Here is a 26,113-nt window from a genome sequence, read left to right on the forward strand (position 1 = left end):
GAGGCGAGGCTAGCGGGCGACGTGCTCGGCGACGAGCTGCTCGGAGAGCTCCCACAGGCGGCGCGCATCCGCTTCGCTCGCGACGCGCGAGTAGAGCTTCTGCTCGGCCGGGCGTCCGCCGATGTGGCCGGGGCTCTTCGGGCCGTAGAGGCGGCCGCCCCTCGCGTCGGGGCTCGTGGCTGCGAGGACTGCCGGGAGGGCGGCGCTCTGCGGGGATCCGGTGATGCCGACCCGCGAGAGGAGGCGGATGGCCTTGACCTCGGTGGTGTCGCTGGCTCGCCCCATGCCCGGTTGCGCGGCGAGGAGGTTCGTGGGGGAGACGCCAGGGTGCGAGAGGTTGCTCTGGATGCCCCAGTCGTTCGCCTCGCTGAGGCGGTGCAGGTGCATCCCGAGCAGGCCGGTCGCGATCTTCGACGAGCTGTACGAGCCCATGTTGCTGTAGCTGCGCTCCCAGTTCAGGTCGTCCCAGTTCACGGCGCCCTGGTTGGCGGCGATGCTGATCTGCGTCGTGACGTGCGCCTTGCCCTCCTTGAGGAGGGGGAGCAGTCCGGTCGTGAGGGCGAAGTGGCCGAGGTGGTTGGTGCCGAACTGCAGCTCGAAGCCGTCGCTCGTGGTGCGACGCTCGGGTGGCGTCATGACGCCAGCGTTGTTGATGAGGAGGTTGACGGGGCGTCCTTCCGTCAGGAGTTCCTTGGTGAGGGTCGAGACCGATGCCAGCGATGAGAGGTCCAGCTGGCGCAGCTCGAGCTTCGCGTCCGGGTTCGCGCCTCGGATGCGCGCGGCTGCTTTCTCGCCCTTGGCGCGGTTGCGGACCGGCATGATGACCGTCGCGCCGGCGCGGGCGAGCCTGGCGGCGATGTTGATGCCGATGCCGTCGCTCGCACCTGTGACGAGGGCGAGCTTGCCGGTGAGGGAGGGGACTGGGATGTCGCGGTTCTTGGGCACGGGATGCTCCTGAGTGGTGTCGATGTCGAGATCGCTTCACCGGTGAGGCGAAGGTGCAGTCTGGCTGCCGGAACCACTCTGCTGGGTCGATCTTCTTCGATTCAGGGCTCGCTTATCCAGGGATTGGTGGTCCCTGGGTGAGGCTGGTTGACATAATTACTGAGCTAACTCAGAATTGAGTACGCTCGGCAAATGCCGGGCGATTCACCAACGCCATCCCGAAGCCGGAGTCTCACCCATGCGAGCGTTCACCTTCTCCACGTACAAGACGCCCCTGCGAGAGGTCGATATCCCGGAGCCGATCATGGGAGAGCGCGACGTGCTTGTCCAGGTGCAGGCCGCCGGCGTGAACCAGCTCGACGAGAAGATCCGCATCGGCGAGTTCAAGCAGATCCTGCCGTACAAGCTGCCGCTGACTCTTGGGCACGATGTCGCCGGTACGGTGCTGCGGGTCGGCGCCGCGGTTCGCGGGTTCCGTCCGGGAGACGAGGTCTACGCGAGGCCGCGCGACCACCGCATCGGCACGTTCGCCGAGCGCATCGCGATCGACGAAGCGGATGTGGCACCCAAGCCGTCCTCCATCTCCATGGAAGAGGCGGGCTCGCTCCCGCTCGTCGCCCTCACCGCCTGGCAGGCGCTCGTCGAGATCGGCAACGTGCAGCGCGGGCAGAAGGTCCTCATCCACGCCGGCTCGGGCGGAGTCGGATCCATCGCGATCCAGCTCGCGAAGCACCTCGGAGCAGAGGTTGCCACCACCGTCAGCGCCCCCAACGCGGCGTTCGCTCGCGAGCTCGGCGCCGACCATACGATCGACTACCGCAACGAGGACTTCGAGCAGCTCCTCAGCGGCTACGACTTCGTGCTCGACAGCCTCGGCGGCGAGAACCTCGAGAAGTCGCTCCGCGTCCTGGGGTCTGGCGGAATCGCCGTCGGTATCTCCGGTCCCCCCACCCCCGACTTCGCCCGGAGTGCCGGCCTGAACCCCGTGCTGCGCCTCGCGATCACCGGGCTCAGCGGCAAGGTCCGCAAGCAGGCGAAACGCCTCGGCGTCGACTACCGCTTCCTCTTCATGCGCGCGAGCGGCGAGCAGCTGCGTGAGATCTCCGCGCTCATCGAGCGTGGAGCGCTCAAGCCCGTGGTGGGGCGGGTCTTCCCCTTCGACGAGACCGTGCGCGCGCTCGAATCGCTGAGGGACGGCGGCATCCGCGGCAAGGCAGTCATCAGCAACCGCTGACCGTCGGCGGTCACACCCCACCAACCCCCTCAAGGTTTCAAGAGAGAACATCATGAGCGCTGCATCCAATGAGCCCGTCGTCACCTCCTACGCGCTCGCCCCGGCGAAGAGCATCACCGCGGGCGGCATCAGTTACGCCTACCGCGAGCTGGGTCCGAAGGAGGACATCCCCGTCATCTTCTTCGTGCACCTCGCGGCCACGCTCGACAACTGGGACCCCCGCATCGTCGACCCCATCGCCGAGAAGCGCCATGTCATCACCTTCGACCAGCGCGGCGTCGGCGCCTCGACGGGCGTCGTCCCCGGCACCATCGAGGAAGCCGCCGACCACGCGTACGAGTTCATCACCGCGCTCGGCTACGACAAGGTCGACATCTTCTCGTTCTCCATGGGCGGGATGATCGCGCAGGACCTCGTCGTCAAGCACCCGGACCTGGTGCGCCGGCTCGTGCTCACGGGCACCGGTCCGCGGGGCGGCAAAGACATGGACAAGGTCGTCGGCGTCACCTACCTCGACCTCGTGCGCTCCATCCTCACCCGCTCCGACATCAAGGAGTTCCTCTTCTTCAACCGAGACGACCGGGGCAAGCGGGCCGCGAAAGCGTTCGTCGCCCGGTTGTCCGAGCGCACGGTCGACCGCGACAAGTCGATCAGCACGAAGGCGTTCCAGACTCAGCTCAAGGCCATCCAGCGCTACGGCCGCTCCGCGCCCTCCGACCTCTCGACCCTCACGCAGCCGACCCTCATCGCCAACGGCGACAACGACCGCATGGTGCCGTCGGTGCTCTCCACCGACCTGCACGGGCGCATCGCCGGCTCCGAGCTCGTCATGTACTCCGACTCGGGCCACGGCGGCATCTTCCAGTACCACCACCAGTTCGCACCGGTCGCCGTCGAGTTCCTCACCCGCTGACGCGGCGCGAGACAAGAAGAGAGCATGACTCGACGCGCTGGCACGACGCCAACGCGTCGGCGGTTCCCATTCCGCGGATGCACGTGCTGGGTTTCGGTGACTGGTGATGGGAAAAAACCCATCAAGTTCAACGAAACCCAGCACGATCCGATGCGGGGGAGGGGCGCCGCTTGGTGGCGGCGCCCCTCCCCGGTCGTGCGTGCTGCGAGCCGCTAGCTGGTCGCCCGGCTGAGCTGCGGGTAGACCGCCTCGAGCGGGGCGCTGAGTCCTGCCCTCAGCTGCACCGACGTCTCGTCGGCGAGCACCTCGTACTCGCCTGCCTCGGTCGCGTCGAAGACCTTCGAGACGAGCACGGCCGGGTCGGTCTTCGGGTCATCGGTGTGCGCGGCCATGGCCGTGTCGACCCAGCCGACGTGGACGCCCACGACGTGCACGCCGGCTGGCTGGAGTTCGAGGCGCAGCGAGTTCGTCGCCGACCAGAGTGCGGCCTTCGTGGCGCTGTAGATGCCGTTGACCGCGTACCAGCTGAGTGCCGAGTGCACGTCGATGATGGCTGCGCCCTCACGGTTCGAGAGGAGCGGCGCGTAGGCGCGCGCGAGGAAGACGGGTCCGAGGAAGTTGGTCGCGACGTTCGCCCGGATCTCCTCGTCGCTGTGCGACAGGATGCCCGGGGACGAGACCGAGGCCCCGGCGTTGTTGATGAGCACGGTCACGTCGGGTGCCGCCTCGACGACGGCGGCGATGGATGCCGAGTCGGTGACGTCGAGGGCGAGGGGCACGACCCGCTCGTCGTCCCAGGTGCGTGGCGTGCGGGCCGTGGCGTAGACCTTGGCGGCGCCGCGGGCGAGCGCCTCGCGGACGAAGTTCGTGCCGATGCCCCCGTTCGCGCCGGTGACGAGGACAACTGCTCCGTTGAGTGAAGGCATGTGCGGCTCTTTCTAGTCGGTGGGTTGTCGCGGACCTCGGGGCAGCGGATGGGCGCTGCGGCGGCGTGGAAGAATCGGCACGGGTACCGAACCCTAACGTTAGCGACTAAGCTCATAACTGAGCATGCTCACGAATTATTCCCGGGGAGATCTGGATGACCACCGACGCCCGCCCGATGGGTCGCCGCGAGCGAAACAAGCTCGACAAGCTCGAGCGCATCACGGCGGCTGCTGGCGAGCTCTTCGCCGAGCGTGGGGTCGATGACGTCACCACGCAGGAGATCGCGGACCGCGCCGACATTGGCACCGGAACGCTGTTCCTCTACGCCAAGACCAAGGGCGAGCTGCTGCTGCTCGTGCAGAACTCCATGTACGAGGCTGCGCTCGAGGAGGGTCGCGCGGCTGCGGCCGAGACGACCGGTGCGCTCGACGGCGTCCTTGCCGTGCTTCGCCCCGTCGTCGCCTGCAACCGCAAGCAGATCGAGAACGGCCGCACCTACCTGCGGGAGATGGTCTTCGGCGACCCGGAAGAGCCTCGGCATGCAGAGGCGCTGGCACTGACGAGCCAGACCCAGGACCTGGTCGCCGACGTCATCGAGCGGGAGACCGCCGCCACGACCGATACCGCGCGCACGCTCGCGCAGGTCGTCTCCGCCATCATGTTCACCACCATGGCCGCGTCGATCAACGCCTCGCTGTCCGACGACGACCTCGTCGAGCAGGTGCGCGCGCAGGTCCGGGCGGTGCTGCCCGCCTGACTCGACGTGCCGGTCCGGGAATCCCCGAACCGGCACGTCGCCGACGCTCCGCTCGCTCTTCGCGCTCCCCGTTAGTTCTTCGCGCTCTCGACGAGCTCGCCGAGCGCCGCCTCGTCGAGTGGGCTGCCGGGGAACTTGGACACTCGCCCGAGCGGCATGGAGCCGAGCATCTTGAGCATCTCCGGGTCGGCCAGCATCCCTGCCAGGCCGCTGGCGCCCTCGAGCAGCGCGGTGCGCAGCAGCGGGCCACCCCGCTCGTCGTCGAGCCACTCGGCGATCGTCGAGGTCTCGTCGAGGGTGAGCGCGAGCTCGTCACCCGCGACCGCTACCTGCGTCGAGGCGCGGAGGTCGCGGCTCGAGGCGCCAATCTCGACGAGATACTCGCCGCCTTCGACCGTCCACTGCCCGGCGATCGGGTGGAAGTAGGCGAGCTCGGAGCGCGGCACCTCGATAGTGACGGCGACTGTCGAGCCGGCAGCCACCTCGACGACAGCGAACGCAGCGAGCGAGCGCGTCGCGCGCGGCACGGCGGAGCCGGGGAGGCCCGTGTAGACCTGCACGACCTCGCGGCCGTCCCTGCTCCCCGTGTTGGTGAGATCAACCTGGATGCGCAGGCCGCTGTCATCGACCGCGACGGTGAGGTTTTCGTAGGCGAAGCTCGTGTACGACAAGCCGTGGCCGAAGGGGAACGAGACCTCGCTGTTTCGCGCGTCGTAGCCGCGGTAGCCGACGAAGATGTCCTCGCCGTAGCGCACGTGGCCGAACGCGCCGGGGAATCCGACGTGCGCCGGGGAATCCTCGAGGCGCACGGGGACCGTCTCGGCGAGGCGCCCGGACGGGTTGACGACGCCGAAGAGCACATCGGCGATCGCGCCGCCGCCGGCTTGCCCGAGGAGCCAGCCCTCGACGATCGACGGGGCGAGGTGCTGCCACGTCGAGGTGCGGACGACGCCGCCGTTGGAGAGCACCACGACGACGTGCTCGTTTGCCGCGTGCACGGCCTCGAGCAGCTCGAGCTGGTCGGCGGGGAGGTCGATGTGTGCGCGGTCGAAGCCCTCGGACTCCTCGTGCGCGGGCAGGCCGAGGAAGAGGAGCGCGACGGATGCGCTCGCGGCGGCCTCGACCGCATCCGCTCGCAGTGCGTCGGCGTCGCCGGAGTCGTCGAGCGTGAAGCCGGGCGCGAAGCGGACCCGGTCGCCGGCGACCCGGCTCAGCTCCGTGAGGGCGTCGTCGAGCCGGGTCGGGTTGATGAGCGAGCTGCCTGCGCCCTGGTAGCGGGGAGTGCGCGCGAACTCGCCGATCACCGCGATGTGCTCGCTCGAAGCGGGGTCGAGTGGCAGCAGCTCGCCCTCGTTCTTCAGCAGCACGATGCTGCGCCCGGCGGCCTCGCGGGCGAGCGCGTGGTGTGCCTCCGCGTCGTAGCTGGCGGATGCGTCTGCGCCCGCGACGATCTTGTCGACGAGCTCCAGCGCGCGGCGGGCGGCGGTGGTCACGTGCTGCTCGTCGAGGTCGCCGGAGCGCACCGCATCCACCAGCTGAGCGTCCGTGCGCCCGCCGCTGGCCGGCATCTCGAGGTCGAGCCCGGCCGCGATGCCGGTGACGCGGTCGTCGACGGCGCCCCAGTCGGAGACGACGAGGCCCTCGTAGCCCCATTCCTCGCGGAGGACGGTGGTGAGCAGCCAGTGATTCTCGGAGGCGTAGACGCCGTTGATCTTGTTGTAGGAGCACATGACGGTCCACGGCTGCTGCTCGGTGACGACGCGCTGGAAGGCGCGCAGGTAGATCTCACGCAGCGGGCGCTCGTCGACGTCGGCGCTGATCCGCAGCCGGTCGGTCTCCTGGTTGTTCGCGGCGAAGTGCTTGAGCGACGACCCGACGCCCTGGCTCTGCAGCCCGCCGACGAGGGCAGAGCCCATGACGCCGCTCACGAGCGGGTCCTCGGAGAAGTACTCGAAGTTGCGCCCGCACAGCGGGGACCGCTTGATGTTGATGCCGGGGCCGAGCAGCACGCCGACACCTTCCGCCTTCGCCTCCTCGCCGAGCGCTGTGCCCACTCGGCGGACGAGGTCCGCGTCCCAGCTCGAGCCGAGGGCGACGGCGGGCGGGAAGCACGTGGCCGGGACGCTGTCGGCGAGGCCGAGGTGGTCACCGCCCTCCCGCTGCAGGCGCACCCCGTGCGGCCCATCCGTCAGCGTCACCGCCGGGATGCCGACACGCTCGACCGCCTTCGTCGACCAGAAGCTCCCGCCACTCGTCAGGGAGGCCTTCTCCTCGAGGGTGAGGTCGTCGAGGTGCTCAGCGTGGGTCATCGTCGTGCTCCGATCTGTCGTGCGGGGGAGTGCTCGCGCCCCGGAGATCAGGGCGCGTGGCGTTCCAGATAAGCGTAGATCTCACTGTCGTCGACGCCTGGGAACCGGCCAGCCGGGAGGGAGGCGAGGATCTGCGCGTGCAGGCGGGCGCTCGGCCAGGCGCGCCCGGACCAGCGTGCTGCGAGGGCCGGGTCGGGCCGCCGGCAGCAGGTCTCGTCGGGGCAGCGCGACACCTGGCGGTTCTCGGTGTCGCGGCCGCGGAAGTACTTCGCGTCGTCGAACGGCACCCCGAAGGTGATCGAGAAGGCGCCCTCGGCGGACCGGCCAGTCTGGATGGTGCTCCAGAACGTGCCGGCGGGCGTGTCCGTGTACTGCCAGAACTCGGTCGTTCGGTGCTCGATCTCCGTCGCACGCCTCGCACCCCAGCGGCGGCAGACGATCTGCCCTTCGACGGCGCCGGTCACGTCGAGCGGCAGGGGGAGATCGTCGTTCTCGTAGGCCTTGTAGACCTCCCCGACGGCGCCGACGCGGAGGAAGTGCACCCGCATCCCGAGGTGCTCGGTCATGAGGTTCGTCATGCGCAGGGCGGCCGCCTCGTGGGTGACGCCGAAGGCATCGCGGAAGTCCTCCACGGCGAGGTCGCGGTCCTTCTTGCGGGCGCTCAGGAAGTCGACGGCCTGCGTGCGCGGGATGAGGCAGGCGGCCGCGAAGTAGTTGATCTCGAGCCGCTGCCGCAGGAAGTCGGCGTACGAGTCGGGAGGCGTGTGGCCCAGGATGCGGTGGGCGACGGCCTGGAGGGCGATGGAGCGCAGCCCGTGCCCGCCCGGGATCGACTCCGGCGGCAGGTAGATGCGCCCGTTCTCGAGGTCGGTGATGCTGCGCGTGGAACGGGGGAGGTCATCGGCGTAGACGATCTCGAGGCCGAGCTGCTCGACCATGAGGTGCACCTCGCGGTGCGTGAGGGCCCCGGCGACGTGCCCGACCTGGCGGAGGCGCTCCTCGGCGACCGCCTCGATCTCCGGCAGGTAGTTATTGCGCTCCCGCATCCACGCCCGCTGCTGCGTGTTGCGGATGCGCGCCTCCTCGGGCGTCGCAGAAGCGGCCTGCGCGCGTCGCTCGAGTTCCCGGTGCAGGCCGACGAGCGTCTCGAGGGTGTCGTCTGGCATGCCCTTGCCCCCGCGCAGCTTGGGGAGCCCGAGCCCCGCGAACAGCGGAGAAGACTGGGCGCGCTTCAGCTCGAGCTCGAGCGCGGCGCGGCTGTTCGGCGCCTCGGCGCGCACGAGGTCCTCGACCGTCACCCCGAGGGCCCTCGCGAAGGAGGGGAGCTCTGACGGCTTCGGCTCGCGGCGCCCGTTCTCGATGAGCGAGATGCGGCTGGGGCTCGTCTCGAGCTGAGCCGCGAGGTCGTCGAGGGTGAGCTTCGCGAGCGAGCGGTAGTGGCGGATGCGGGCTCCGAGCACGGAGGCGGTGTACACGTCGGCGGGCATGGCATGACGCTAGCGCAAGAACGGCAATTCTTTACACACATTTCCGCGAAAGAGTGCTCAGTTCGCGACGAATACTGAGTTCATCCCGCAACTACCGTCAACGACGACACCCAGAAGGACTCACCATGACGCTGCTCCACGAACCCCCTACCTCCGCAGACGCATCCACGAGCAACGAGGCGTACGTCCTCCCCTTCAGCGCGGTGCGCCTCTCGAACATCCCCGAGGTCGGCGGCAAGAACGCCTCCCTCGGCGAGCTCATCGCGAACCTCACGGACGCCGGAGTGCGTGTGCCGGACGGCTTCGCCACGACGGCGAGCGCCTTCAACCGGCACCTGCGTGAGGCGGGCATCGACGCGTGGATCCGCGGTGAGATCGTGGGCCTCGACGTCGACGACGTGGCGCGCCTCGCGATCGTCGGCGCCCGCATCCGCGCTCGCATCGAAGCCGCCCCGCTCGCCGCGGAGCTCGAAGCAGCCATGCGCGAAGCCTTCGCCCGTCTGGACGCCGAGACCGACGGCCAGCTGCTCGTCGCAGTGCGCTCGAGCGCCACCGCGGAGGACCTGCCGGACGCGTCGTTCGCGGGGCAGCAGGAGACGTTCCTCAACATCGCCGGCATCGAGAACGTGCTCGCCGCGACCCGCAAGGTCTTCGCGTCGCTCTTCACCGACCGCGCCATCGCGTACCGCGTGCACCAGCGCTACGCGCACACCGGCATCGCGATCTCCGTCGGCGTGCAGCGCATGGTGCGCTCCGACGAGGGCGCAGCCGGGGTCATGTTCAGCGTCGACACCGAGTCGGGCTACGACGGCGCCGTGTTCGTGACGAGCGCCTACGGGCTGGGCGAGGGGGTCGTGCAGGGCGCGGTCAACCCCGACGAGTTCACGGTGCACAAGCGCACCCTCCGCGAGGGGCGGCCCGCCGTGCTGTCGCGCCGAGTCGGCAGCAAGGCGACCCGCATGGTCTTCACGGACGACACCCGCGTCGGGCGCACCACCGAGTTCGTCGAGACGTCACTGGATGCGCAGCGCCAGTTCTCCGTCACCGACGCCGAGGTCACCGAGCTGGCCGAGGCGGCGCTCGCGATCGAGGAGCACTACGGGCGGCCCATGGACATCGAGTGGGGCAAGGACGGCATCGACGGACGCATCTACATCCTGCAGGCCCGCCCGGAGACCGTCGTCTCGCGGCGAGCTGCCGGCACTCTCGAGCGGCACAGCCTGCTGGAGCGCAGCGCGACGCTCGTCGAGGGTCGGGCGATCGGGCAGCGCATCGGCGCTGGCGTCGTGCGCCTGCTCACCTCCCCATCGCAGATGAGCGAGTTCCGCCAGGGTGACGTGCTGGTCGCCGACATGACCGACCCCGACTGGGAGCCGATCATGAAGCGCGCCTCCGCGATCGTCACGAACCGCGGCGGCCGTACCTGTCACGCCGCGATCATCGCCCGCGAACTCGGAGTCCCCGCCGTAGTCGGGGCCGGCGACGCGACCGAGCGCCTCTCGGACGGCGACGAGGTCACCGTGACCTGCGCCGAGGGCGAGACGGGCGCCGTGCTCGCCGGCATCCTCCCCATCGAGGTCGAGCGCATCGAACTCGACTCCTTCCCGGAGCTGCCGGGCAAGATCATGCTCAACGTCGGCAACCCGGATGCAGCGTTCACGCTCGCCGCCCTGCCGAATGACGGCGTGGGGCTCGCGCGCATGGAGTTCGTCATCTCCCGCCAGATCGGCGTGCACCCTCGTGCGCTGCTCGAGCTCGACGACCAGGAGGCGAGTATCCGCGCTGCCATCGACGAGCGCATCGCCGCCTACGACTCTCCCGCCGACTTCTTCGTGCGCCGCCTCGCCGAGGGCGTCGCGACGCTCGCCGCCGCGTTCGACGGGAAGCCCGTCATCGTGCGGCTCTCCGACTTCAAGTCGAACGAGTACGCGGGGCTGCTCGGGGGCGCCCGCTACGAGCCCGTCGAGGAGAACCCGATGCTCGGCTTCCGCGGTGCCGCGAGGTACATCTCCGACGACTTCGCCGAGGCGTTCGCGCTCGAGTGCGAGGCGATCAGGGTCGTCCGGGATGACATGGGGCTGACGAACGTCAAGGTCATGATCCCGTTCGTGCGCACGGTCGAGGAGGCCCGCGCGGTTGTCGAGCGCCTCGCGGAGAACGGGCTGCGCCGCGGCCAGAACGGCCTCGAGGTGATCATGATGTGCGAGGTGCCCTCCAATGCGCTCCTCGCTGAGCAGTTCCTGGAGCTCGTCGACGGCTTCTCCATCGGCTCGAACGACCTCACGCAGCTGACGCTCGGCATCGACCGCGACTCCGGCCTCATCTCCGACAGCTTCGACGAGCGCAACCCCGCGGTGCTTCGCCTCATCGACCTCGCGGTCGACGCCTGCACGAAGCACGGACGCTACGTCGGCATCTGCGGGCAGGCGCCGAGCGACCATCCCGAACTCGCCCAGTACCTCTTCGACCGCGGCATCTCCTCGCTGTCACTCAACCCCGACAGCGTCGTGGAGACGTGGACGAGGCTCGCCGCGAACCTCTGAGGCGGAGGGCTGGCGTGCCGCCTTCGAGCGGGACGCCAGCTCGCCGTCACAACCGGGGCCGCTCGCGCGGCTGACACAATCGGTGGATGATGAGCGACGAGAGCCTGCCCAACGTGTTCTCCTGGCGCGGGAGGACCGTGCGCTGGGACAGCTTCGGGGAAGGGCCAGCCCTCGTCTTCCTCCACGGCACCCCGTGGTCGTCGGCGCTGTGGCGGCCGATCGCGGAGGCCCTCTCCGCGCAGTTCACCGTCTACCTGTGGGACATGCCCGGCTACGGCTCCTCGTCGAAGGACCCGTCGCATGCCGTCGACCTCGGCGTGCAGGGCGAGCTGTTCGCTGAGCTGCTCGACTCCTGGGGCCTCGACCGGCCGCACGTCGTCGCCCACGACTTCGGCGGCGCGGTGGCACTGCGTGCTCGACTGCTCCACGGGGCCGCATACTCGTCGCTGGCACTCGTCGACGTCGTCGCCCTCTCGCCGTGGGGGTCGCCGTTCTTCAACCTCGTGAAAGAGCACGCGCCGGTGTTCGAGCAGCTGCCGGCCGCGGTGCATCGCGGCGCCGTGGAGGCGTACATCCGTGGCGCCAGCCATAGGGGCCTGAGCGCAGATGACCTCGCCATGCTCGTGGATCCGTGGGCGGATGCGGAGGGGCAGGCGGCGTTCTACCGGCAGATCGCGCAGGCTGACGAGCGCTTCACGGCGGAGGTCGAACCGCTCTACGGCACCCTCACGGAACCCGTGCATATCGTGTGGGGGCGCGAGGACACCTGGATCCCGAGCGACCGAGCGCAGCGGCTCGGCGAGCGCATCCCGAACGCCTCGATCGCCCTCATCGACGGCGCCGGTCACCTGATCCAGCTGGACGCTCCCGCCGCGCTCGCGGCTGAGCTCACGCGGTGGCTTGAGTCCGTCTGAGCGGACCTCAGCCCGTCGTCCGGAACTGGCGCGTATTCCGGGTGAAGTGGCGCTCGAAGCGCTTTCGGCAGTGACAGCAGATGTCTAGCGTTGCTGGCGAATCATCACTGGTCGAGCTTCATCCTCGGCCGACACGATTCGGCCCACGTCGGGGCGCTCAGCCCTGAGTACTTCAATGGAGGAGCTGAGGACGATGAACGATCTCGAAGTCACCTCAAAGAACGCCCCGCGAGCTGTGGTCGATGGAGTCGTCGAGCACGGCGACAAGCGCGGACGCCTGCTCGGGTTGCCGACGGCGAACGTGACGGCAGAGGCCGCCGCCGTCGAGGACGGAGTCTGGGCCGGGACCATCCAGCTCGCACCGGATGCGGGCGGTGCTGTGCACGTCGCCGCCATCTCTCTGGGGACGCGACCCACCTACTACGGGGCGGAGGGTGCCCGACTGCTCGAGGTCTTCCTTTTCGACTTCGCCGGCGACCTCTACGGCGTGCCGGTTCGAGTCACGTTCCACCAGCGAATCCGCCCGCAGGAGCGCTTCGAGAGCGAGGCGGCGCTCGTCGAGCAGCTGTCCAGGGACGTCGAGGCCGTCCGCGCTTGGTCGCGGCGGGAGGCTGATGAGGGTGCCTCGACTCGGCCTGGTCGCCGCGGCTGGGGGCCCTCGCAACGCCGTCGCTCTCGAGACCGGAACGAAGCGCTTGTGCTCAGAGAGCGGCGCCGAGCGGCGTCCGTTCTCGAGGCGATCATCGCGTGCCCTGCAGAGCACCTCCTGAGCTTCGAGTGGGTGTCCTCATGGACGGGACTCAGGACGGAGTACCTGCGCTGGCGCTACCCGACGCTCGACGATCTCAGGTCGCTTCGGCAGGGACGCTTCGATGCCCCGCGTGATCCTTCGGCGCTCACCGAAGCCGGCTGATCCGGGGCTGGCGGTCAGCTGGGGGTGCCGTCATACCGTGCGGCCTCGCGAAACGCTGATGGGGGAACTCCCGTCCACCGCTTGAACGCGATGGTGAAGCTGGCCGGATCTGTGTAGCCCAGCGTCTGGGAAATCTGGGCGATGGACTGATTGGTGTTGGAGAGCAGGTCTCCCGCGAGGTCGTTCAGCGCCTTGTCGCGGATCTCCCCGAACTCGCGTCCGGCACTGTCCAAGCGTCGCTGCAGTGTCCGCGGGGAGACGCGGAGCACGGCGGCCACATTGGCGAGCTTTCGCGTGAGCTCCGGCCGTGACCTCACGACCTGTGCGACGGTAGCGGGCCAGTCACCCGCTTCTCGGAACGAGGTGATGACCTGTTGGTCCGCTTGGACCCAGGCGGCGTGCTGGAACGCGTTGCCGTAGGGCAGCGCCTGCTGGGAGACGTCCGGGTCCCACCAGAGGCGGAGCGCATCCGACCGGGTGTCGATTCGGCAGCCGACGTCGGCGAGTTGATCCGCCGCGATCGCGGGGATGGGGACTTCCACGCGAGTGAACGGGAACGGGCCGGCGTGCAGCCAGGCGAGTGAGCGCGAGGCGATGGTGAGGTCCCGGTACACGCTGAAGGGGATGAGCTCGCTCGGCGTCTCCGAGTAGTTGAACTCGATCCCCGCCACCGCCCTTGTCGGCGTGCGCAGTGGCGTGATGATGAGCATTCCCGGGGCATAGTCGGTGCTGCTTGCCACCTCGCTCCACGCCGCTACGGTGGGTGCCGTCGCCAGCGCCATCCCCCTCGCACCGGTCGTGCTCGACGCGTAGGCGCGAGCAGCGCGAAGCCATAGATCGATGCGATCAGGGGTGAGCGAGACGAACTCCCGCTGGAACGCGAGCTCCTTGTGCGCCGGGATCGTCCCGCCGGCCCGCTGGACCACGGTCGGGGCGATGTCCGCCCGGGCGAGCGCCCCGCGCCAGTCGAGGCCCGCTTCCTCGAGGATCTCCCGGAGGAGATGGACGCTGAAGTTGGGAACGCTGAGGTTCCGATACGAGTCCAGCCTCACCCTGACCTCCCTGTCGACGGATGCGATGCTCACCACCATCTTGCGTCGCAGTTGTTCGTGCGGGGCGATCCTGGCGCGATTTCCCGTCGAGATGTCGTGGTTGAACGGGGATGAGTGGCGCTCTCGCTCGTAGCGTTGTGGATGTACCGATTCGAGCCACGCAGCCGTCGGACATCCCAGAGTCTCAGTCCCATCACAGCCGATGGGCCCGAGGTTTTCCATCCGAGCCCCCCATCGCTCGGTCTCAGCTGCGTGCTCCCCACATCCGCGAAGCGCGACTGCGCGCTCGTGAACTCGACTTGGAGATCAACGATGACTGTTGTCGAACCGAACCTGACTGCTCCGTCCCGCGATTTCGTCGCCGACAAGACGGTGCAGCGCGACGGATCCCCCATGATCGGCGGTGACAACGCCTTCAAGGTTGCTGTCTTCGGCGCGAACGTGTCCACCGGGCAGGGCGGCCTGAACCTCGCTGAGAACACGATCAGTCTCGGCAACTGGAGCGAGATTGAAGAACTCGCTAAGAAGGCTGATGGCTACGGGGTGGACGGGTTCATCCCGATCGCGCGTTGGATGGGGCTCTCCGGCCCCGACCGGCCCTGGGGGCGGCAGTACGAGACGTTCACGTGGGCGGCTGGACTGGCGGCGGTCACGCAGAACATCCAGATCTTCGCCACCTGTCTCATCCCCTTCATCCACCCGATCATGGCAGCGAAGATGATGGCGACCGTTGACCACATCAGCGGTGGCCGAATGGGCCTGAACGCGACGGCGGGATACTTCAAGCCCGAGTACGCGATGTTCGGCGTCGACGTGCCCGAGCATGACGTGCGCTACGAGCTCGCTGACGAGTGGATGACCCTCGTCGAACGACTCTGGGCGAGTGACGAGGATGAATTCGACTTCAAGGGCGACTTCTTCGAACTGCAGGGCGCGCAGTCGCACCCGAAGCCGGTGCAGGCGCCCGGCCCGATGGTGATGAGCGCGGGCTCCAGCCCAGCAGGCCAGCAGTTCGCCTTCAAGCACGCGAACATCTTGTTCGCGGCTATCAGCAGCGTCGAACAGAGCGCGCACGTCACCCCGAAGCTCCGCGCGAACGCGAATGCCGCCGGCCGCGAGGACCTCGGGTTGTGGTCCGGGGCGCACATCATCTGCAAGGACACGGAGAAGGAAGCCCGCGAGTACGCCGAGTACATCGAGGAGAAGGGCGACTACGAGAGCGCCCTGAAATATAAGCACATCATCGTCAACGGGGACTCGCGGGGGTGGAGCTGGGACCACTACAAGCAGTCCGCGGACCCGAAGCAGGACGAGACGATCAAGACCTTCTTCAGGGCAGGGCTCGTCCCGCTCGTCGGCACCCCGGAGATGATCGTCGATGGCCTTCTCAAGCTGCAGGAGTCGGGGATCACCGGCATCTGCACCGGGCTCGTCGACTACGACGAGGGTCTCGACCGGATGAACGAGCAGATCTTCCCGCTCATGCGCGATGCGGGCCTGCGGGCCTAGGCGCGGTCACGGACAGAGAGGACTTGACCCCATGATCTTCCCCGACCCTCAGCAGTTCCGTCTGACCGTCGCCGGCCCGACGCCGAACGGTGACGCCGACTTCCTCGACGTGCAGGGGCCCGCGCTCATCGACCTCCCCGGCGTCGCGGCTGGCGCGTTCTACTGGGCTGTCGACGGCGGGCACAGCGCAGACAACTTCGGCAGCGTGCCGAGCGCCGTCCGGCTCGCTGGCCCCGACGGGTCGACGTTCGGAGTGAACAGCTTCCCTGCTCGATCGGCTGGCAACGCCGCAGACCCCGATGACCTCGGCGACAGCATGACTGTCACCGGCGACGGTGGAGATCCGGCCATGCACGCGAGCGACACGATCGACTACGAGGTCATCATCTCCGGCAAGGTCGATCTCGAGCTTCCGGGAGGAAAGACCCGGACGCTCCGCCCGGGGGACTTGCTCGTGATGGCAGGGGTTCCTCACGCGTGGAAGAACCCGTACGACGAGGACTGCGTCTATGCCGTCGTCACGGTCGGCTTCACCGCGAACGGGGGTCGGTGAAGATGACCGTCACTTCCCCCGGTTCCGCCTTGCGGCAGATCTTCGAGAGCGCTGAGACAAGGATCGTGCCCTTCGGCTCCCTGCCCATCCACGCGCAGATGGCACAGCACGCAGGGTTCGACGCCTTCCAGCTCTCCGGCGGCATGTCGGCTTGGTGGCAAGGCGTGTCGGACACTGGCTGGCTGACTCTCACCGAGGTCGTCGAGCATGCGCGGCGCACCGCTCGTGCCGTCGACATCCCCATCTACTGTGACGCGGACACCGGTTTCGGTGCCCCGATCAACGTGCAGCGCACCGTAGCTGAGTTCATCGACGCCGGCGTCGGCGGCATCCACATCGAGGACCAGCGCGAGCCGAAGAAGTCAGGTGGGGTGTCCGGAATCGAACTGGTCTCGGACACGGAGGCCATCGGCCGCCTGAACGCGGCGACGGATGAGCGCGACCGGCGAGACGAGGACTTCGTCATCGTCGCACGCACTGACGGCTACGGAGCGGCCGGAGGCGGAATCGACGAGGCCATCCGCCGCGGGCAGCTCTACAAGGCTGAGTCCGGAGCCGACGTCGTCTTCTATGAGGGCTTCCACACCTGGGAACAGGCGGAACTCGCCCTCAAGGAGACACCGGGGCCCGCCTACGCGATCGGCGTCCCCATGATCGGCCGCAAGACCGTCGCGGAGATGACTGCGCTCGGCCAGGCCATCATGCCCGCCGCGTTTGTGCTCCCAGGCATCAACGAAGTCTGGCGTCTCCTCATGCAGGTCAGGGAGAGCGGCGAGGTCACCCCCGTCGCCGAGTACATCGACCGGATGAACGCGGAACCGGACTTCCCGGGGTGGGGCGCGAGGTTCGGACTCCCATCCACCGACTCGGTTCGCGAAGCCGAGGAGCAGTACCTGCCGGCGAGCGCGCAGCGCGACTACCTGAACAACGCCCACATCGGAGAGAGCTACTCATGACACACCTCGTAGAAGGAAAAGCCGGACTCGTCACAGGCGCGGGATCCGGGATCGGACGGGCCGGTGCCCTGGCACTGGCGTCGAGCGGGGCCAAGGTGATGGTCTCGGATATCGATGAGGCGGCCGGCGGCGAGACCGTCGAGCTGATCAGGGACGCAGGCGGCACCGCGGAGTTCTTCCGCTGCAACGTCGCCGAAGAGACCCAGGTCGCCGCGCTTGTCGACGCCGCCGTGAGCACGTTCGGGAAGCTGGACTTCGCCTTCAACAACGCGGGCATGAATGGCGTGTTCGCGCCGCTCGACGAGATCGATTCCGCGACCTGGGACCGGGTCATCAGCGTCAATCTCACCAGCGTCTTCTACTGCTTGAAGTACGAGCTCGCGGCCATGAAGAAACAGGGCGGCGGCTCCATCGTCAACACCTCTTCTGGTGCGGGGCTCACGGGGATCTTCAACAACGGTCCGTACAACGCCTCCAAGTTCGGCGTGGTCGGCCTCACCCGCAATGCGGCCATGGACTACGGGCAGTTCGGCATCCGGGTCAACGCGCTTGCTCCAGGGTCGACGGCCACGCCCATGATGATGAACGCGTTCGAGCAGAACACCGAGGAGTTCAAGGCGCAGATCCTCAACTCCATCCCGATGCGCTCGCTGGTGGAACCTGCTGATCAAGGCGCTGCCGTCGTGTGGCTCTGCTCCGACACCTCGAAGATGGTGTCCGGAATCGCCCTCCCGGTCGACGGCGGATGGCTGGCGGGCAAATGAGCGAGGACCGTGCACGGGACGCCGCACCGGATGCGGCTGCAGCCGACCTCGACTTCGACGGGCGCGTCGCGATCGTCACCGGGGCTGGCCAGGGGATGGGCCGCGAGCATGCAGTGATGCTCGCCTCTCGGGGTGCGAGGGTCGTCGTCAACGATCTCAATGCCGCCAATGCGGAGGAGGTCGTCGCGGAGATCACCGCTCGAGGGGGCGTGGCCGTGGCCGACACCAACAACGTGGTGAGCGGAGCCGAGCACATCGTCGCCTCGGCCGTGCAGACCTACGGTCGACTGGACATCGTCGTCAACAATGCGGGTATCAACGCCTTCGGACGGTTCTGGGAGATGGATTCCGCGCTGTGGTGGCGGGTCTTCGATGTCGCCGTGAAGGGGGTCGTCGAGGTCTCACGCGCAGCGATGCCACATCTCATCGCCTCCGGCAGCGGCCGTCTCGTCAACATCTCCTCGAACGGGGTCATGGGGGTTCCCCTCGACTCCGCGTACAACGCGGCGAAGGCGGCGATCTGGGGTCTGGGCCTCACGCTTGCCGAGGAGGCACGCGAGGTGGGGGTGCAGGTCACCACGCTCATGCCCGTCGCGTGGACCCCGATGACGGAGAACGCGTTCCCGAATCCCGTGATCCAGGATGCGATGCGGCGCACGGTCCCGGCGAGTGCGGTGTCGGCGTTCGTGGCCTTCCTCGCTCACCAGGACACCACGGTCTTCGGCGACACCTTCGAGATCGCCGGCACCGCGGCAGGCAGGATCGCCATCGCCGGTCTGCCCAGGGTTGGCGTGGAAGCTGCGACCCCCGAGAGCTGGACTCGCCACTCGAAGGAGCTCGGACGCGGTGGCGAGCTTCGAACGTTCCGCAACGCGAGCGAGTCGTTCCGCGATCAGATGGTCTTCCTCGCCCCCGAGCTCGATGCAGTGCTGCCCGCCGACGCGGCAAACGTCTCCCGATGACCCCTCAACCCAGTACTAGGAAAGGAACCCACGTGTCCACCAGCAAAGTCAGAGACATCAGTGCGGATGCAATGGCCGTGCGGCAGGCATTCGCGCAGTTTCCCTCAGGAGTGGCGGTCCTCGCCGCAGACGTGAACGGAGAGAAGCACGCGCTTGTCGCCTCGTCCTTCATGGTGGGGGTCTCCTTGACTCCCACGCTTGTCGCCGTCGCAGTGCAGAAGAGCTCGAGCACCTGGGACCTCATCAGGGGTGCGGCCTCGATCGGCGTGTCGATCTTCGGTCGGGGACAAGGCGACCTGACCCGGAAGCTCGCGAGCAAAGATCGAGCGTCGCGGTTCGAGCAGGTCGCTGTCGAGGTTGGCGACGACGGCGCCGTCTTGATCGATGACGCCGCGCTCTGGCTGGAGTGCTCCATCCATCGCATCTCGGACGCTGGCGACCACTGGATGGCTCTGCTTGAAGTCGAGCGCCTCGGGGTCGGCGACAACGAGCCGCTCATCTGGCACGGCTCGAAGTTCCGCGAGCTCACCGACGCCCGCTCGGTCGACGTGGCGTAAGTGAAGACTCCAGTGCCACCCCGAGTGACCCCTTGCTCATCTCGCGGTCTTGTTTACGGGGCGAGCTCCGAAGAACGCTTTCGTTCACGCATCAGACCGCCAACACGCATCAGCCCCATCGTGAGTCGGTGGGTACTACGGAGGAGGAGCTCATGGGCCGTCTAGGCAACAAAATCGCGATCATCACGGGAGCGGCAGGGGGACAAGGCAAGGTCGAGGCTCGCCTCTTCGCGCAACAAGGCGCGCGCGTGATCGCAACCGATCTCAATGAGGCGCTGCTCACAACAGCCGTCGCAGAGATAAACGCTGAACTCGGGGTGGATGCGGTCATCGGGATCAAGCACAACATCGCTCGGGAGAGCGACTGGGTCGACGTCGTCGCGAAAGCGCACGAACTGTTCGGCAGGATCGACATCCTCATCAACAACGCCGCCATCCCAGGAAAGACGCGTGATGAGGTGTGGGACATCGACACAGAGGAGACTTCCAGAATCCTGAACGTCAACATCCTCGGCTCGATGCTCGGCATCAAGGCAGTCATGCCAGGCATGAAAGCGAACGGCCGCGGTTCCATCGTCAACATCTCGTCCGCGGCAGGTCTCGTGGGCGGTATCAGCGGCGGCTCAGTTGCATACTCCGCAACCAAGGGAGCGCTGCGTGCGATCACAAAGGAAGTCGCGCTTGGCGTCGCGAGATTTGGCGTCCGCGTGAACACGGTCTACCCGGGCCTGATCAAGACACCGATCATGAAGGCTTTTTCACAAGAGGTCACAGACGCGGTACTGGCAAAGATTCCGGCGGGATTCGCCGCTGACCCCATCGAGATCGCTTACGGCGTGCTCTACCTTGCATCGGATGAATCTAGGTTCGTGACCGGGACCGATCTCATCATCGATGGCGGCTACACCGCTCAGTAGAAGACGATCTTTCGACCACAAGGGCCCCAACGCTCCGGTTGGGGCCCTTGTACTGCTGCGAGCTGTTCGACACCGCGAGAGCATCCGATGGGGCCCCCGGGGCGAGGCGGGGATCACCGGGCGCGGCACGACGGAGAGCGACGAGACGACGTTCGAGATGGTCGAATCGAGTTCGACTACCGCTCCCTCAGAACTGGCGAGCACCCACGTCCGCGCGGTGCGACGCTTCCAGGATCTCGGTGAGCCGGTCTGCCGGCAGCGGCGCGCCCGGGTCGCTGAGGTAGTCAGCGCGGAACGCGTCCAGGTCGGCTACGTAGATCTGCGTGTAGGCGCCGGACTCCGGTTCGAAGCGCCACGACTCGGCAAGCGTGCCGGCATCGACGGTGTCGAAGCCGAGAGCGTTCACGAGTTCGGAGACTCCTGCCTTGGCGGCGTCGTCATCGCCGGCGATCGGCAGCGCGGTGCGTGGCGTCGAGTTGGCGAGATTCGGGATGTGGGTGAAGAGGATGCTGTTGAACGCCTTGACGATGCGTGCTTCCGGAAGTAGCGCCTGCTCGTATTCGGCGGTTGTGGTGGCGAGGGTGTCGAGCTGCTCGATGCGCCCGTCGCGGTGGGGGTAGTAGTTCCCTGTTGACAGGACTGTCCTCCCCGCGAAGGTGGCCTGGGGGAGCTTGGGGTAGGCCGCCAGCGGCACGGCCAGCACGGGGATGTCGCCGAACTCGACGGCCTCCTGAACCTCGCCGGCTCGCGCCAGTGGGCCGAGCTCCTCGATGAGTCCCGAGAGCGATGCGGGCCCGCGCGAGTTGGCGATCAGCACCTCCCAATCCGCGGCGACCGCCAGGCGGGCGACCGCTGCTCCGATGGATCCGCTGCCGATGATTCCGATGCGCTTCATGCTGTTCTCCTCGTGTTCGAGTGATTGGGTTCGAGTTCCCATCCGCTTCTCGTGAGCTTCGCGAGTGCGGCGCCGGAAGCTTCATCCGCCATCGCGGCGCCTCGCACCCAGCTGGCTGCGAGCGCCGCGAGGAAGAGGTCGAGCGCGCGGATGTCGGTGCGCGCGCTTCCCTCGCGCTGCGCGGCGAGGAGAAATTCCTCGGTCGTCGTGATGAAGCCCTGGCAGGTCAGCGCTAGGGGGGACAGCTCGGTGGTCGTCGCGACGCGCAGCGGCTCGGGGAGCCCATCGAAGGCGCATGCCCATTCGGTGGCCGCGTTCAGCCAGCCGTCCAGGGCCTCTGCTGCGTCCTCGGCGGAAGCGCCGAGCTCGTCGCGGCGGGCCACGAGCGTTTCGTCGCGTGCCGTGAGCAGGGCGGCGAGCAGCGCCTCGCGGGTGGGGAAGTGGCGGTAGAGCGTGCCGGCACCGATGCCAGCGCGCTTCGCGATCGCGTCGAGCGAGCCAGTGACCCCGTGCTCTGAGAAGTACTGCTCTGCGGTGTCGAGGATGTGGTCGCGGTTGCGACGGGCATCGGCTCGTGGGGCGCGGACTCTTCCCGCGGTTCCTGCAATCATTTGGCACCTCGGTTGACAAAAGGGAGAGGGTCTCCGTATCGTCCTTCTGAAATGGAGAGTATCTCCTTTTCGCTGCGGATGCCAGGCCTCGCACCACCACGAGACGCGCGCAGACGTCCTCGCACGTACTCGGATATCGACAGAAAGCGAAGCACATGACGGCCAAGAGCAAGATGATCCTCGGGCTGCACATCGGCAGCGGATACGGCTCGCAGAGCTCAGCATGGCGTGCTCCCGGCGTGGACCCGGCCAACTACACGAGCTTCGACGCGCAGGTCCGGTATGCCCAGGCCGCGGAGCGCGGCAAGTTCGCGTTCCTGTTCTTCCCGGACTTCCCGGGCGAGCAGGTCGACCTGTCTCGTGAATCGTTCATGATCTCCATCGATCCGCTGATGACGCTCGCCGCGATCGCCCGCGAGACCGATCGGATCGGCCTGGTCGCCACCGCATCCACGACCTTCAACGAGCCGTTCACCATCGCGCGCCAGTTCAAGGCACTCGACATCATGAGCCACGGCCGCGCGGGGTGGAACGCGGTCACGACGAGCGACCCGGGGGCGGCCGCCAACTTCGGGCAGGTCGTCGCGCCGAGGCCCGAGCGGTATCAGCGAGCCCACGAGACGATCCAGATCGTCGAGGCACTCTGGGGCAGCTGGCAGCAGGACGCCTGGGTCAAGGACACGGCGACGGGGCAGTTCGCCGACCGCGACAAGATTCGGCCGATCAACCTGCAGGGACAGTACGTCGCGTCCCGGGGGCCACTCAACATCCCACCCTCGGAGCAGGGGCAGCCCGTCATCTTCTCGGCCGGCGGTGGAGCCAGCGGGGCCGAGATCGCCGGTCGTCACGCGAGCGGTGTCATCGGGGCCGTGTTCACGATCGAAGATGCGCGGGAGCAGCGGAACGCCCTCCGGGAAGCCGCGCAAGCAGCCGGTCGCGACCCCGACGACGTGAAGTTCTTCGCCGGGGTGATGCCAGCACTCGGCAAGACCAAGCGTGAGGCGCTCGATCGCCGCGTTGCGCTCGGTGAGCTCTCCGCACCTGCGCGCGTCGGCTACCTGGGCCAGATGCTGAACCTGCCATCGGCCCTGGATCCGGTACAGATCGACAAGCCGCTGACCGCGAGCCAGCTGGCCGCCGCGAGTCCGAACCCGTACGACCCGCGCTCGGCGAGGGCCCTCGAGATCGCCCGGGAGGGGTGGACGATCCGCGACATCCTGGCGCACGGCGTCATCGACTATCACCCGACGCCCGTCGGCCCGGCGAATGTGGTCGCCGACCACATGCAGGAGTGGTTCGAGGCTGGCGCCTGCGACGGCTTCTGGGTGTCAGTCGACGTCAACGAGGACGGCATCGATGCGTTCGTCGACGAGGTGGTCCCCCTTCTGCAAGAGCGGGGCATCTACCCCGACGACTACGCGGGCGCCACGCTCCGAGAGCACCTTGTGGCCCCTGCGCAGTACGGTCGGGACCCGCGGGTCGCCTAGGCAAGCGTTGCTCGAGCCGCCTGACGACGCGGAGCCTGCAAGTCGGCGACTGGCAGGGCACGCAGAAGCGGCAGCCGACCGAGTCGGCTGCCGCTTTGGCGTGATGATGAGAGCTACTTCTTGAAGGCGTCCTTGACGTCTTCGCCCGCCTGCTTCACGTTGGCCTTGGCCTGGTCGGCCTGGCCCTCTGCGACGAGCTTGTCGTTGTCGGTTGCCTTGCCGAGGGCTTCCTTGGCCTTGCCGCCGAACTCTTCTGCTGCGTTCTTGATCTTGTCTCCTGCGCTCATGGCAGTTCCTTTCTGTTGGGGGTGCGGTTCCTCGGAATCGGGGTGCCGCGGTGGGGAGTCGTGATTACTGGAGGCGCGTCGACTGCTGTACCTTGGCGCGGAATCCGCCGCTCAGCTGCAAGAGGACCGGCACCTTCTGCCCGAGGAGCGCGTCCAGCGCCTCGAGGTTCTGCTCGACGATCGCCGTCGCGTCCCTGGGCGAGACGCCGCGTCGACAGGTCGCCGACACCTTGAGCATGGGGGCCCGCTTCACCGAGTACGCCGAGACGCTGGTCGAGAGGAACTCGTCCCGTTCGCCGAGCGCCTCGCTGAGGGCATCGCGTGCGACGGACACGTCGACGACGGTGCGCCCCGTGTCCGAGCTGCGGTCGTGGATGAGGGTTCCCGTCCGCCCTTGCCCCTGGCGGAGGGTGAAGGCGAGGAGCAGGATGATGCCCACCACGAGGACGGCGACGACGGCGATCATCAGCCAGCTGAAGTCGGTGCCCGGGAAGGGCGTCTGCTGGAGCCAGCTCCCGACCTGCGTGTTGACGGTTTCGGAGATGGGGGTCCAGGTGTCCTTCGCTCCCGGCAGCCAGGCACCGAGTGCCGCAGCTGCTCCGACCGCGAGCAGGACGAGGCCGACGGCGACGATGAGGAGGCGGTTCAGGCCTCGGTTCGTGCTGTTCATGCGCCGACCTTCCCGTGCTCTGCGACGCGCACCTTGGCGGTGACGCGCGGGGTGAGCTCGTACTGCTCGAGCTGCTGCGTGACGGCCGCTTCGATGGAGGCGGCGTCGACGGGCACGCCGGAGGCGGGCACGAGGTGGACGTCGGCGCGACGGTGCGAGACCGAGACGGTGACGTTGTCGGGGCTGACGTGGCCAGCTCGCGCCGCGTGGCGGGCCAGCGCCGAGGCGATGACCGCGTTGTCCGCGACGGTCGCGGTCCGCGACGAGCGCAGGACGTGACGGGAACGGCGACCGGGGGCGAGCCCCACGATGAGCAGGATCAGCCCGATGACGGCCACGACGACGCCGGCGGGGCCGACGTACTGGGCGGGCTGCTCGAGCACCCCGAGGGTGGAAGAGAACATGTCGACCGGTGCCACGAGGAGCGCCGGGAGGGCGAGGAGCGCGAGCACCACCTCGGTGCCGACCCAGGCCGCGACGACGATGAGCAGCACGGCGAGGACGATCGAGAGCGCCGACCGAGGGGAGTGCGTCTCGCGCCGGGAGACGCGGGAGTAGAGCGACGTGTGGCTGCTCATCTGACTCGCTCCTCTGGTTTGATCTCGAGCCCGGTCACCCGGACGGTGACCTGGTCCACGTGGGAGCCGGTGAGGCTCTGCACGCGGTCTCGGATGGTTGTCTTGGCGTTCTCGACCCGCTCCAGGAGTGGACCGCCGCTGCGCGCGAGCGCGTTCGGCTGCTCACGGATTCGGGCGAGTGACGGAACCCGGATGGGGGTCCGCACACGGAGCGCGAGGTTGCCGTTGTGGTCGTCGAGGTCGACGTTGACGCTGCCTGCGTCGACCCCGAGGGCGTCACCGGCGACAGCTGACGCGACACGAGTCAGGGCCTTCGCGGTGAGTCGTGTTGTGCCTCGCTGCGCCGCGCCGTGGTGTGTCGTCGCGGCGGTGCTCATGAGGAGGTGTTCCGTCCCCGGATGACGTCGACGAGGGCGCTGGCGTCGAGCTTTCCTTCGAGGATGCGTCCGATGACGCCGCCGATGATCATTGCGATCGCGACGAAGAAGAACGCCCAGAAGCCGAGGATGATCCAGGTGAGCGCGAGGACTGCGCCGATGAGGATGCCGGTTCGGGTGAGGGATGCGGTGTTCACTGGACTCGCGCTTCTTCCGTCTTGTCGTTGGTGTCGTCTTCGGAGGGGAGGTGCACGTCGTTGACGGTCACGTTGACTTCGGTGACCTCGAGGCCGACGATCGTCTCGATGGCGCGGATGACGTCGGCGCGGACGCCGTCGGCGACGTCTTGGAGGGAGACGGGGTACTCGGCGACGATGGTCACGTCGACGGCGACCTGCTTCTCGCCGACCTCGACGCTGATGCCCTGGCTCTGGTCGGTGGCGTTGATGGCGTTGCGGATGGCGCCGATCGCGCGGGCCGCGCCGCCACCGAGGTCGTAGACGCCGCGAGCGTCACGGGCCGCGATACCGGCAACGCGAGCAACGACGCTATCGACGATCGTCGTCGTGCCGCGTCCGTTCGAGGTCGTCGGGACGACGCTGCTGGACGTCTGAGCCGTGCCGTGGGCGGAAGTCGTGTTGGGGGTGGTGTTCGCCATGATGCTCTTCCTTCTGTCTTTCTGGTCTCTGCCCCCGGTGCAGATGCATCGTGTGGGCTTGTACAGGTGAGACGCAGGCGACCCCGGAAGTGTCACAAACTCGTTTTCGGCTCTCAGCTTGCGCACAGGTTCGGCGCCCGAGGTCGCCTTTCACCCATGTTTTCCCCCGGGGATAGGGGGATCTCGCCGATGCGAAGGCCGATGTTAAGCGCATCCGGACAGGGCTTCGTCCGTACCTACAGTGAGGTCTCACCGAGTCCAGCGGCATCGCGACTCGTGTGGCACCGCAGCCCCCGCCCGGTGCTCTTCTCGAATTTTCCGAGGCCCCCGCCTCGACA

General features: G+C 67.8%; 27 protein-coding genes. 14 read left to right on the forward strand and 13 right to left on the reverse strand.

Features of this window, described 5'->3' with window-relative positions; genetic code table 11:
* Positions 1 to 9 precede the first annotated feature (9 nt).
* Positions 10 to 945 (reverse strand): SDR family oxidoreductase, encoded by a 936-nt coding sequence (locus ITJ67_RS16105; RefSeq protein WP_194678309.1) that lies wholly within the window; start codon positions 943 to 945, stop codon positions 10 to 12.
* Between the two features lie 238 nt (positions 946 to 1,183).
* Between ITJ67_RS16105 and ITJ67_RS16110 the strand changes: the two genes are divergently transcribed.
* A complete protein-coding gene (locus tag ITJ67_RS16110; protein ID WP_194678310.1) occupies positions 1,184 to 2,179 on the forward strand; it encodes an NADP-dependent oxidoreductase in 996 nt (331 codons plus the stop codon).
* Positions 2,180 to 2,231: 52 nt separating this feature from the next.
* On the forward strand, positions 2,232 to 3,092 hold the full coding sequence (locus tag ITJ67_RS16115) for an alpha/beta fold hydrolase (protein ID WP_194678311.1): 861 nt from the start codon (positions 2,232 to 2,234) through the stop codon (positions 3,090 to 3,092).
* 212 nt (positions 3,093 to 3,304) lie between these two features.
* On the opposite strand, the gene ITJ67_RS16120 is transcribed toward ITJ67_RS16115, so the two are convergent.
* Positions 3,305 to 4,018: an SDR family oxidoreductase gene (locus tag ITJ67_RS16120; RefSeq protein ID WP_104300042.1), complete on the reverse strand. Its 714-nt coding sequence runs from the start codon at positions 4,016 to 4,018 to the stop codon at positions 3,305 to 3,307.
* A 155-nt stretch (positions 4,019 to 4,173) separates the two neighbouring features.
* On the opposite strand from ITJ67_RS16120, the gene ITJ67_RS16125 reads away from it, so the two are divergent.
* Positions 4,174 to 4,776 carry a TetR/AcrR family transcriptional regulator gene (locus tag ITJ67_RS16125; protein WP_194678312.1) on the forward strand — a complete coding sequence of 201 codons (603 nt, stop codon included), beginning with the start codon at positions 4,174 to 4,176 and terminating at the stop codon, positions 4,774 to 4,776.
* 71 nt (positions 4,777 to 4,847) lie between these two features.
* Here the strand turns inward: ITJ67_RS16125 and ITJ67_RS16130 are convergent, their stop codons facing one another.
* Together ITJ67_RS16130 and ITJ67_RS16135 are read right to left on the reverse strand one after the other, a co-directional pair.
* On the reverse strand, positions 4,848 to 7,085 hold the full coding sequence (locus ITJ67_RS16130) for a beta-glucosidase family protein (protein ID WP_194678313.1): 2,238 nt from the start codon (positions 7,083 to 7,085) through the stop codon (positions 4,848 to 4,850).
* Positions 7,086 to 7,132: 47 nt separating this feature from the next.
* The gene (locus ITJ67_RS16135; RefSeq protein ID WP_160073774.1) at positions 7,133 to 8,572 is read right to left on the reverse strand and encodes a helix-turn-helix domain-containing protein; all 1,440 of its coding nucleotides are present in this window, start codon (positions 8,570 to 8,572) and stop codon (positions 7,133 to 7,135) included.
* 125 nt (positions 8,573 to 8,697) lie between these two features.
* Here ITJ67_RS16135 and ppsA point away from each other — a divergent pair, with 125 nt between their 5' ends.
* The 3 genes from ppsA to ITJ67_RS16150 all read left to right on the forward strand — a co-directional run bounded on the left by ppsA (position 8,698) and on the right by ITJ67_RS16150 (position 12,942).
* A complete protein-coding gene (gene ppsA / locus ITJ67_RS16140) occupies positions 8,698 to 11,115 on the forward strand; it encodes a phosphoenolpyruvate synthase (RefSeq protein ID WP_194678314.1) in 2,418 nt (805 codons plus the stop codon).
* Positions 11,116 to 11,201: 86 nt separating this feature from the next.
* Positions 11,202 to 12,029 carry an alpha/beta fold hydrolase gene (locus ITJ67_RS16145; protein ID WP_228503121.1) on the forward strand — a complete coding sequence of 276 codons (828 nt, stop codon included), beginning with the start codon at positions 11,202 to 11,204 and terminating at the stop codon, positions 12,027 to 12,029.
* Positions 12,030 to 12,222: 193 nt separating this feature from the next.
* The gene (locus ITJ67_RS16150; protein WP_194678315.1) at positions 12,223 to 12,942 is read left to right on the forward strand and encodes a riboflavin kinase; all 720 of its coding nucleotides are present in this window, start codon (positions 12,223 to 12,225) and stop codon (positions 12,940 to 12,942) included.
* Positions 12,943 to 12,956: 14 nt separating this feature from the next.
* Here the strand turns inward: ITJ67_RS16150 and ITJ67_RS16155 are convergent, their stop codons facing one another.
* Complete coding sequence (locus ITJ67_RS16155; RefSeq protein ID WP_194678316.1) at positions 12,957 to 14,027, reverse strand: helix-turn-helix domain-containing protein; 1,071 nt, start codon at positions 14,025 to 14,027, stop codon at positions 12,957 to 12,959.
* 279 nt (positions 14,028 to 14,306) lie between these two features.
* Here ITJ67_RS16155 and ITJ67_RS16160 point away from each other — a divergent pair, with 279 nt between their 5' ends.
* The 7 genes from ITJ67_RS16160 to ITJ67_RS16190 all read left to right on the forward strand — a co-directional run bounded on the left by ITJ67_RS16160 (position 14,307) and on the right by ITJ67_RS16190 (position 20,212).
* Positions 14,307 to 15,503 carry an LLM class flavin-dependent oxidoreductase gene (locus ITJ67_RS16160; protein ID WP_194678317.1) on the forward strand — a complete coding sequence of 399 codons (1,197 nt, stop codon included), beginning with the start codon at positions 14,307 to 14,309 and terminating at the stop codon, positions 15,501 to 15,503.
* Between the two features lie 31 nt (positions 15,504 to 15,534).
* On the forward strand, positions 15,535 to 16,056 hold the full coding sequence (locus tag ITJ67_RS16165) for a cupin domain-containing protein (protein ID WP_194678318.1): 522 nt from the start codon (positions 15,535 to 15,537) through the stop codon (positions 16,054 to 16,056).
* Positions 16,057 to 16,058: 2 nt separating this feature from the next.
* A complete protein-coding gene (locus ITJ67_RS16170; protein WP_194678319.1) occupies positions 16,059 to 17,012 on the forward strand; it encodes an isocitrate lyase/PEP mutase family protein in 954 nt (317 codons plus the stop codon).
* Positions 17,009 to 17,776, forward strand: a complete 768-nt coding sequence (locus ITJ67_RS16175; RefSeq protein WP_194678320.1) for an SDR family NAD(P)-dependent oxidoreductase — start codon at positions 17,009 to 17,011, stop codon at positions 17,774 to 17,776. The genes ITJ67_RS16170 and ITJ67_RS16175 overlap by 4 nt, the downstream gene beginning before the upstream one ends.
* Positions 17,773 to 18,738: an SDR family NAD(P)-dependent oxidoreductase gene (locus ITJ67_RS16180; protein ID WP_194678321.1), complete on the forward strand. Its 966-nt coding sequence runs from the start codon at positions 17,773 to 17,775 to the stop codon at positions 18,736 to 18,738. Before ITJ67_RS16175 ends, ITJ67_RS16180 begins: the two co-directional genes overlap by 4 nt.
* 32 nt (positions 18,739 to 18,770) lie before the next feature.
* The gene (locus tag ITJ67_RS16185; RefSeq protein WP_323741489.1) at positions 18,771 to 19,295 is read left to right on the forward strand and encodes a flavin reductase family protein; all 525 of its coding nucleotides are present in this window, start codon (positions 18,771 to 18,773) and stop codon (positions 19,293 to 19,295) included.
* 152 nt (positions 19,296 to 19,447) lie between these two features.
* Positions 19,448 to 20,212 carry an SDR family NAD(P)-dependent oxidoreductase gene (locus ITJ67_RS16190; RefSeq protein WP_194678322.1) on the forward strand — a complete coding sequence of 255 codons (765 nt, stop codon included), beginning with the start codon at positions 19,448 to 19,450 and terminating at the stop codon, positions 20,210 to 20,212.
* Between the two features lie 187 nt (positions 20,213 to 20,399).
* Here ITJ67_RS16190 and ITJ67_RS16195 read toward each other — a convergent pair whose 3' ends face one another.
* Complete coding sequence (locus tag ITJ67_RS16195) at positions 20,400 to 21,149, reverse strand: NADPH-dependent F420 reductase (RefSeq protein WP_228503126.1); 750 nt, start codon at positions 21,147 to 21,149, stop codon at positions 20,400 to 20,402.
* The gene (locus ITJ67_RS16200) at positions 21,104 to 21,718 is read right to left on the reverse strand and encodes a TetR/AcrR family transcriptional regulator (protein WP_194678324.1); all 615 of its coding nucleotides are present in this window, start codon (positions 21,716 to 21,718) and stop codon (positions 21,104 to 21,106) included. Before ITJ67_RS16200 ends, ITJ67_RS16195 begins: the two co-directional genes overlap by 46 nt.
* 155 nt (positions 21,719 to 21,873) lie before the next feature.
* Here ITJ67_RS16200 and ITJ67_RS16205 point away from each other — a divergent pair, with 155 nt between their 5' ends.
* On the forward strand, positions 21,874 to 23,205 hold the full coding sequence (locus tag ITJ67_RS16205) for an NtaA/DmoA family FMN-dependent monooxygenase (protein WP_194678325.1): 1,332 nt from the start codon (positions 21,874 to 21,876) through the stop codon (positions 23,203 to 23,205).
* 113 nt (positions 23,206 to 23,318) lie between these two features.
* On the opposite strand, the gene ITJ67_RS16210 is transcribed toward ITJ67_RS16205, so the two are convergent.
* The 6 genes from ITJ67_RS16210 to ITJ67_RS16235 all read right to left on the reverse strand — a co-directional run bounded on the left by ITJ67_RS16210 (position 23,319) and on the right by ITJ67_RS16235 (position 25,775).
* On the reverse strand, positions 23,319 to 23,492 hold the full coding sequence (locus ITJ67_RS16210) for a CsbD family protein (RefSeq protein ID WP_104243312.1): 174 nt from the start codon (positions 23,490 to 23,492) through the stop codon (positions 23,319 to 23,321).
* A 64-nt stretch (positions 23,493 to 23,556) separates the two neighbouring features.
* The gene (locus ITJ67_RS16215) at positions 23,557 to 24,162 is read right to left on the reverse strand and encodes a hypothetical protein (RefSeq protein ID WP_194678326.1); all 606 of its coding nucleotides are present in this window, start codon (positions 24,160 to 24,162) and stop codon (positions 23,557 to 23,559) included.
* Positions 24,159 to 24,740, reverse strand: coding sequence for a DUF6286 domain-containing protein (locus ITJ67_RS16220; RefSeq protein WP_194678327.1), 582 nt, complete (start codon positions 24,738 to 24,740; stop codon positions 24,159 to 24,161). The genes ITJ67_RS16215 and ITJ67_RS16220 overlap by 4 nt, the downstream gene beginning before the upstream one ends.
* Positions 24,737 to 25,117 (reverse strand): hypothetical protein, encoded by a 381-nt coding sequence (locus ITJ67_RS16225; RefSeq protein WP_194678328.1) that lies wholly within the window; start codon positions 25,115 to 25,117, stop codon positions 24,737 to 24,739. Before ITJ67_RS16225 ends, ITJ67_RS16220 begins: the two co-directional genes overlap by 4 nt.
* Entirely contained in the window at positions 25,114 to 25,314 is a 201-nt protein-coding gene (locus ITJ67_RS16230) for a DUF2273 domain-containing protein (RefSeq protein ID WP_104243617.1), read from the reverse strand. Before ITJ67_RS16230 ends, ITJ67_RS16225 begins: the two co-directional genes overlap by 4 nt.
* On the reverse strand, positions 25,311 to 25,775 hold the full coding sequence (locus ITJ67_RS16235) for an Asp23/Gls24 family envelope stress response protein (RefSeq protein WP_160075379.1): 465 nt from the start codon (positions 25,773 to 25,775) through the stop codon (positions 25,311 to 25,313). Before ITJ67_RS16235 ends, ITJ67_RS16230 begins: the two co-directional genes overlap by 4 nt.
* Between the last annotated feature and the right edge of the window lie 338 nt (positions 25,776 to 26,113).

Source organism: Pseudoclavibacter sp. VKM Ac-2867 (assembly GCF_015351275.1).
Taxonomy (GTDB): domain Bacteria; phylum Actinomycetota; class Actinomycetes; order Actinomycetales; family Microbacteriaceae; genus Pseudoclavibacter.

Bases quoted from the DNA above. Each gene is read 5' to 3' on its own strand.
- ITJ67_RS16110 (WP_194678310.1), top strand. From the start codon at position 1,184: ATGCGAGCGTTCACCTTCTCCACGTACAAGACGCCCCTGCGAGAGGTC.
- ITJ67_RS16115 (WP_194678311.1), top strand. From the start codon at position 2,232: ATGAGCGCTGCATCCAATGAGCCCGTCGTCACCTCCTACGCGCTCGCC.
- ITJ67_RS16120 (WP_104300042.1), bottom strand. From the start codon at position 4,018: ATGCCTTCACTCAACGGAGCAGTTGTCCTCGTCACCGGCGCGAACGGG.
- ITJ67_RS16125 (WP_194678312.1), top strand. From the start codon at position 4,174: ATGACCACCGACGCCCGCCCGATGGGTCGCCGCGAGCGAAACAAGCTC.
- ITJ67_RS16130 (WP_194678313.1), bottom strand. From the start codon at position 7,085: ATGACCCACGCTGAGCACCTCGACGACCTCACCCTCGAGGAGAAGGCC.
- ITJ67_RS16135 (WP_160073774.1), bottom strand. From the start codon at position 8,572: ATGCCCGCCGACGTGTACACCGCCTCCGTGCTCGGAGCCCGCATCCGC.
- ppsA (WP_194678314.1), top strand. From the start codon at position 8,698: ATGACGCTGCTCCACGAACCCCCTACCTCCGCAGACGCATCCACGAGC.
- ITJ67_RS16145 (WP_228503121.1), top strand. From the start codon at position 11,202: ATGATGAGCGACGAGAGCCTGCCCAACGTGTTCTCCTGGCGCGGGAGG.
- ITJ67_RS16150 (WP_194678315.1), top strand. From the start codon at position 12,223: ATGAACGATCTCGAAGTCACCTCAAAGAACGCCCCGCGAGCTGTGGTC.
- ITJ67_RS16160 (WP_194678317.1), top strand. From the start codon at position 14,307: ATGACTGTTGTCGAACCGAACCTGACTGCTCCGTCCCGCGATTTCGTC.
- ITJ67_RS16165 (WP_194678318.1), top strand. From the start codon at position 15,535: ATGATCTTCCCCGACCCTCAGCAGTTCCGTCTGACCGTCGCCGGCCCG.
- ITJ67_RS16170 (WP_194678319.1), top strand. From the start codon at position 16,059: ATGACCGTCACTTCCCCCGGTTCCGCCTTGCGGCAGATCTTCGAGAGC.
- ITJ67_RS16175 (WP_194678320.1), top strand. From the start codon at position 17,009: ATGACACACCTCGTAGAAGGAAAAGCCGGACTCGTCACAGGCGCGGGA.
- ITJ67_RS16180 (WP_194678321.1), top strand. From the start codon at position 17,773: ATGAGCGAGGACCGTGCACGGGACGCCGCACCGGATGCGGCTGCAGCC.
- ITJ67_RS16190 (WP_194678322.1), top strand. From the start codon at position 19,448: ATGGGCCGTCTAGGCAACAAAATCGCGATCATCACGGGAGCGGCAGGG.
- ITJ67_RS16195 (WP_228503126.1), bottom strand. From the start codon at position 21,149: ATGGGAACTCGAACCCAATCACTCGAACACGAGGAGAACAGCATGAAG.
- ITJ67_RS16200 (WP_194678324.1), bottom strand. From the start codon at position 21,718: ATGATTGCAGGAACCGCGGGAAGAGTCCGCGCCCCACGAGCCGATGCC.
- ITJ67_RS16205 (WP_194678325.1), top strand. From the start codon at position 21,874: ATGACGGCCAAGAGCAAGATGATCCTCGGGCTGCACATCGGCAGCGGA.
- ITJ67_RS16210 (WP_104243312.1), bottom strand. From the start codon at position 23,492: ATGAGCGCAGGAGACAAGATCAAGAACGCAGCAGAAGAGTTCGGCGGC.
- ITJ67_RS16215 (WP_194678326.1), bottom strand. From the start codon at position 24,162: ATGAACAGCACGAACCGAGGCCTGAACCGCCTCCTCATCGTCGCCGTC.
- ITJ67_RS16220 (WP_194678327.1), bottom strand. From the start codon at position 24,740: ATGAGCAGCCACACGTCGCTCTACTCCCGCGTCTCCCGGCGCGAGACG.
- ITJ67_RS16225 (WP_194678328.1), bottom strand. From the start codon at position 25,117: ATGAGCACCGCCGCGACGACACACCACGGCGCGGCGCAGCGAGGCACA.
- ITJ67_RS16235 (WP_160075379.1), bottom strand. From the start codon at position 25,775: ATGGCGAACACCACCCCCAACACGACTTCCGCCCACGGCACGGCTCAG.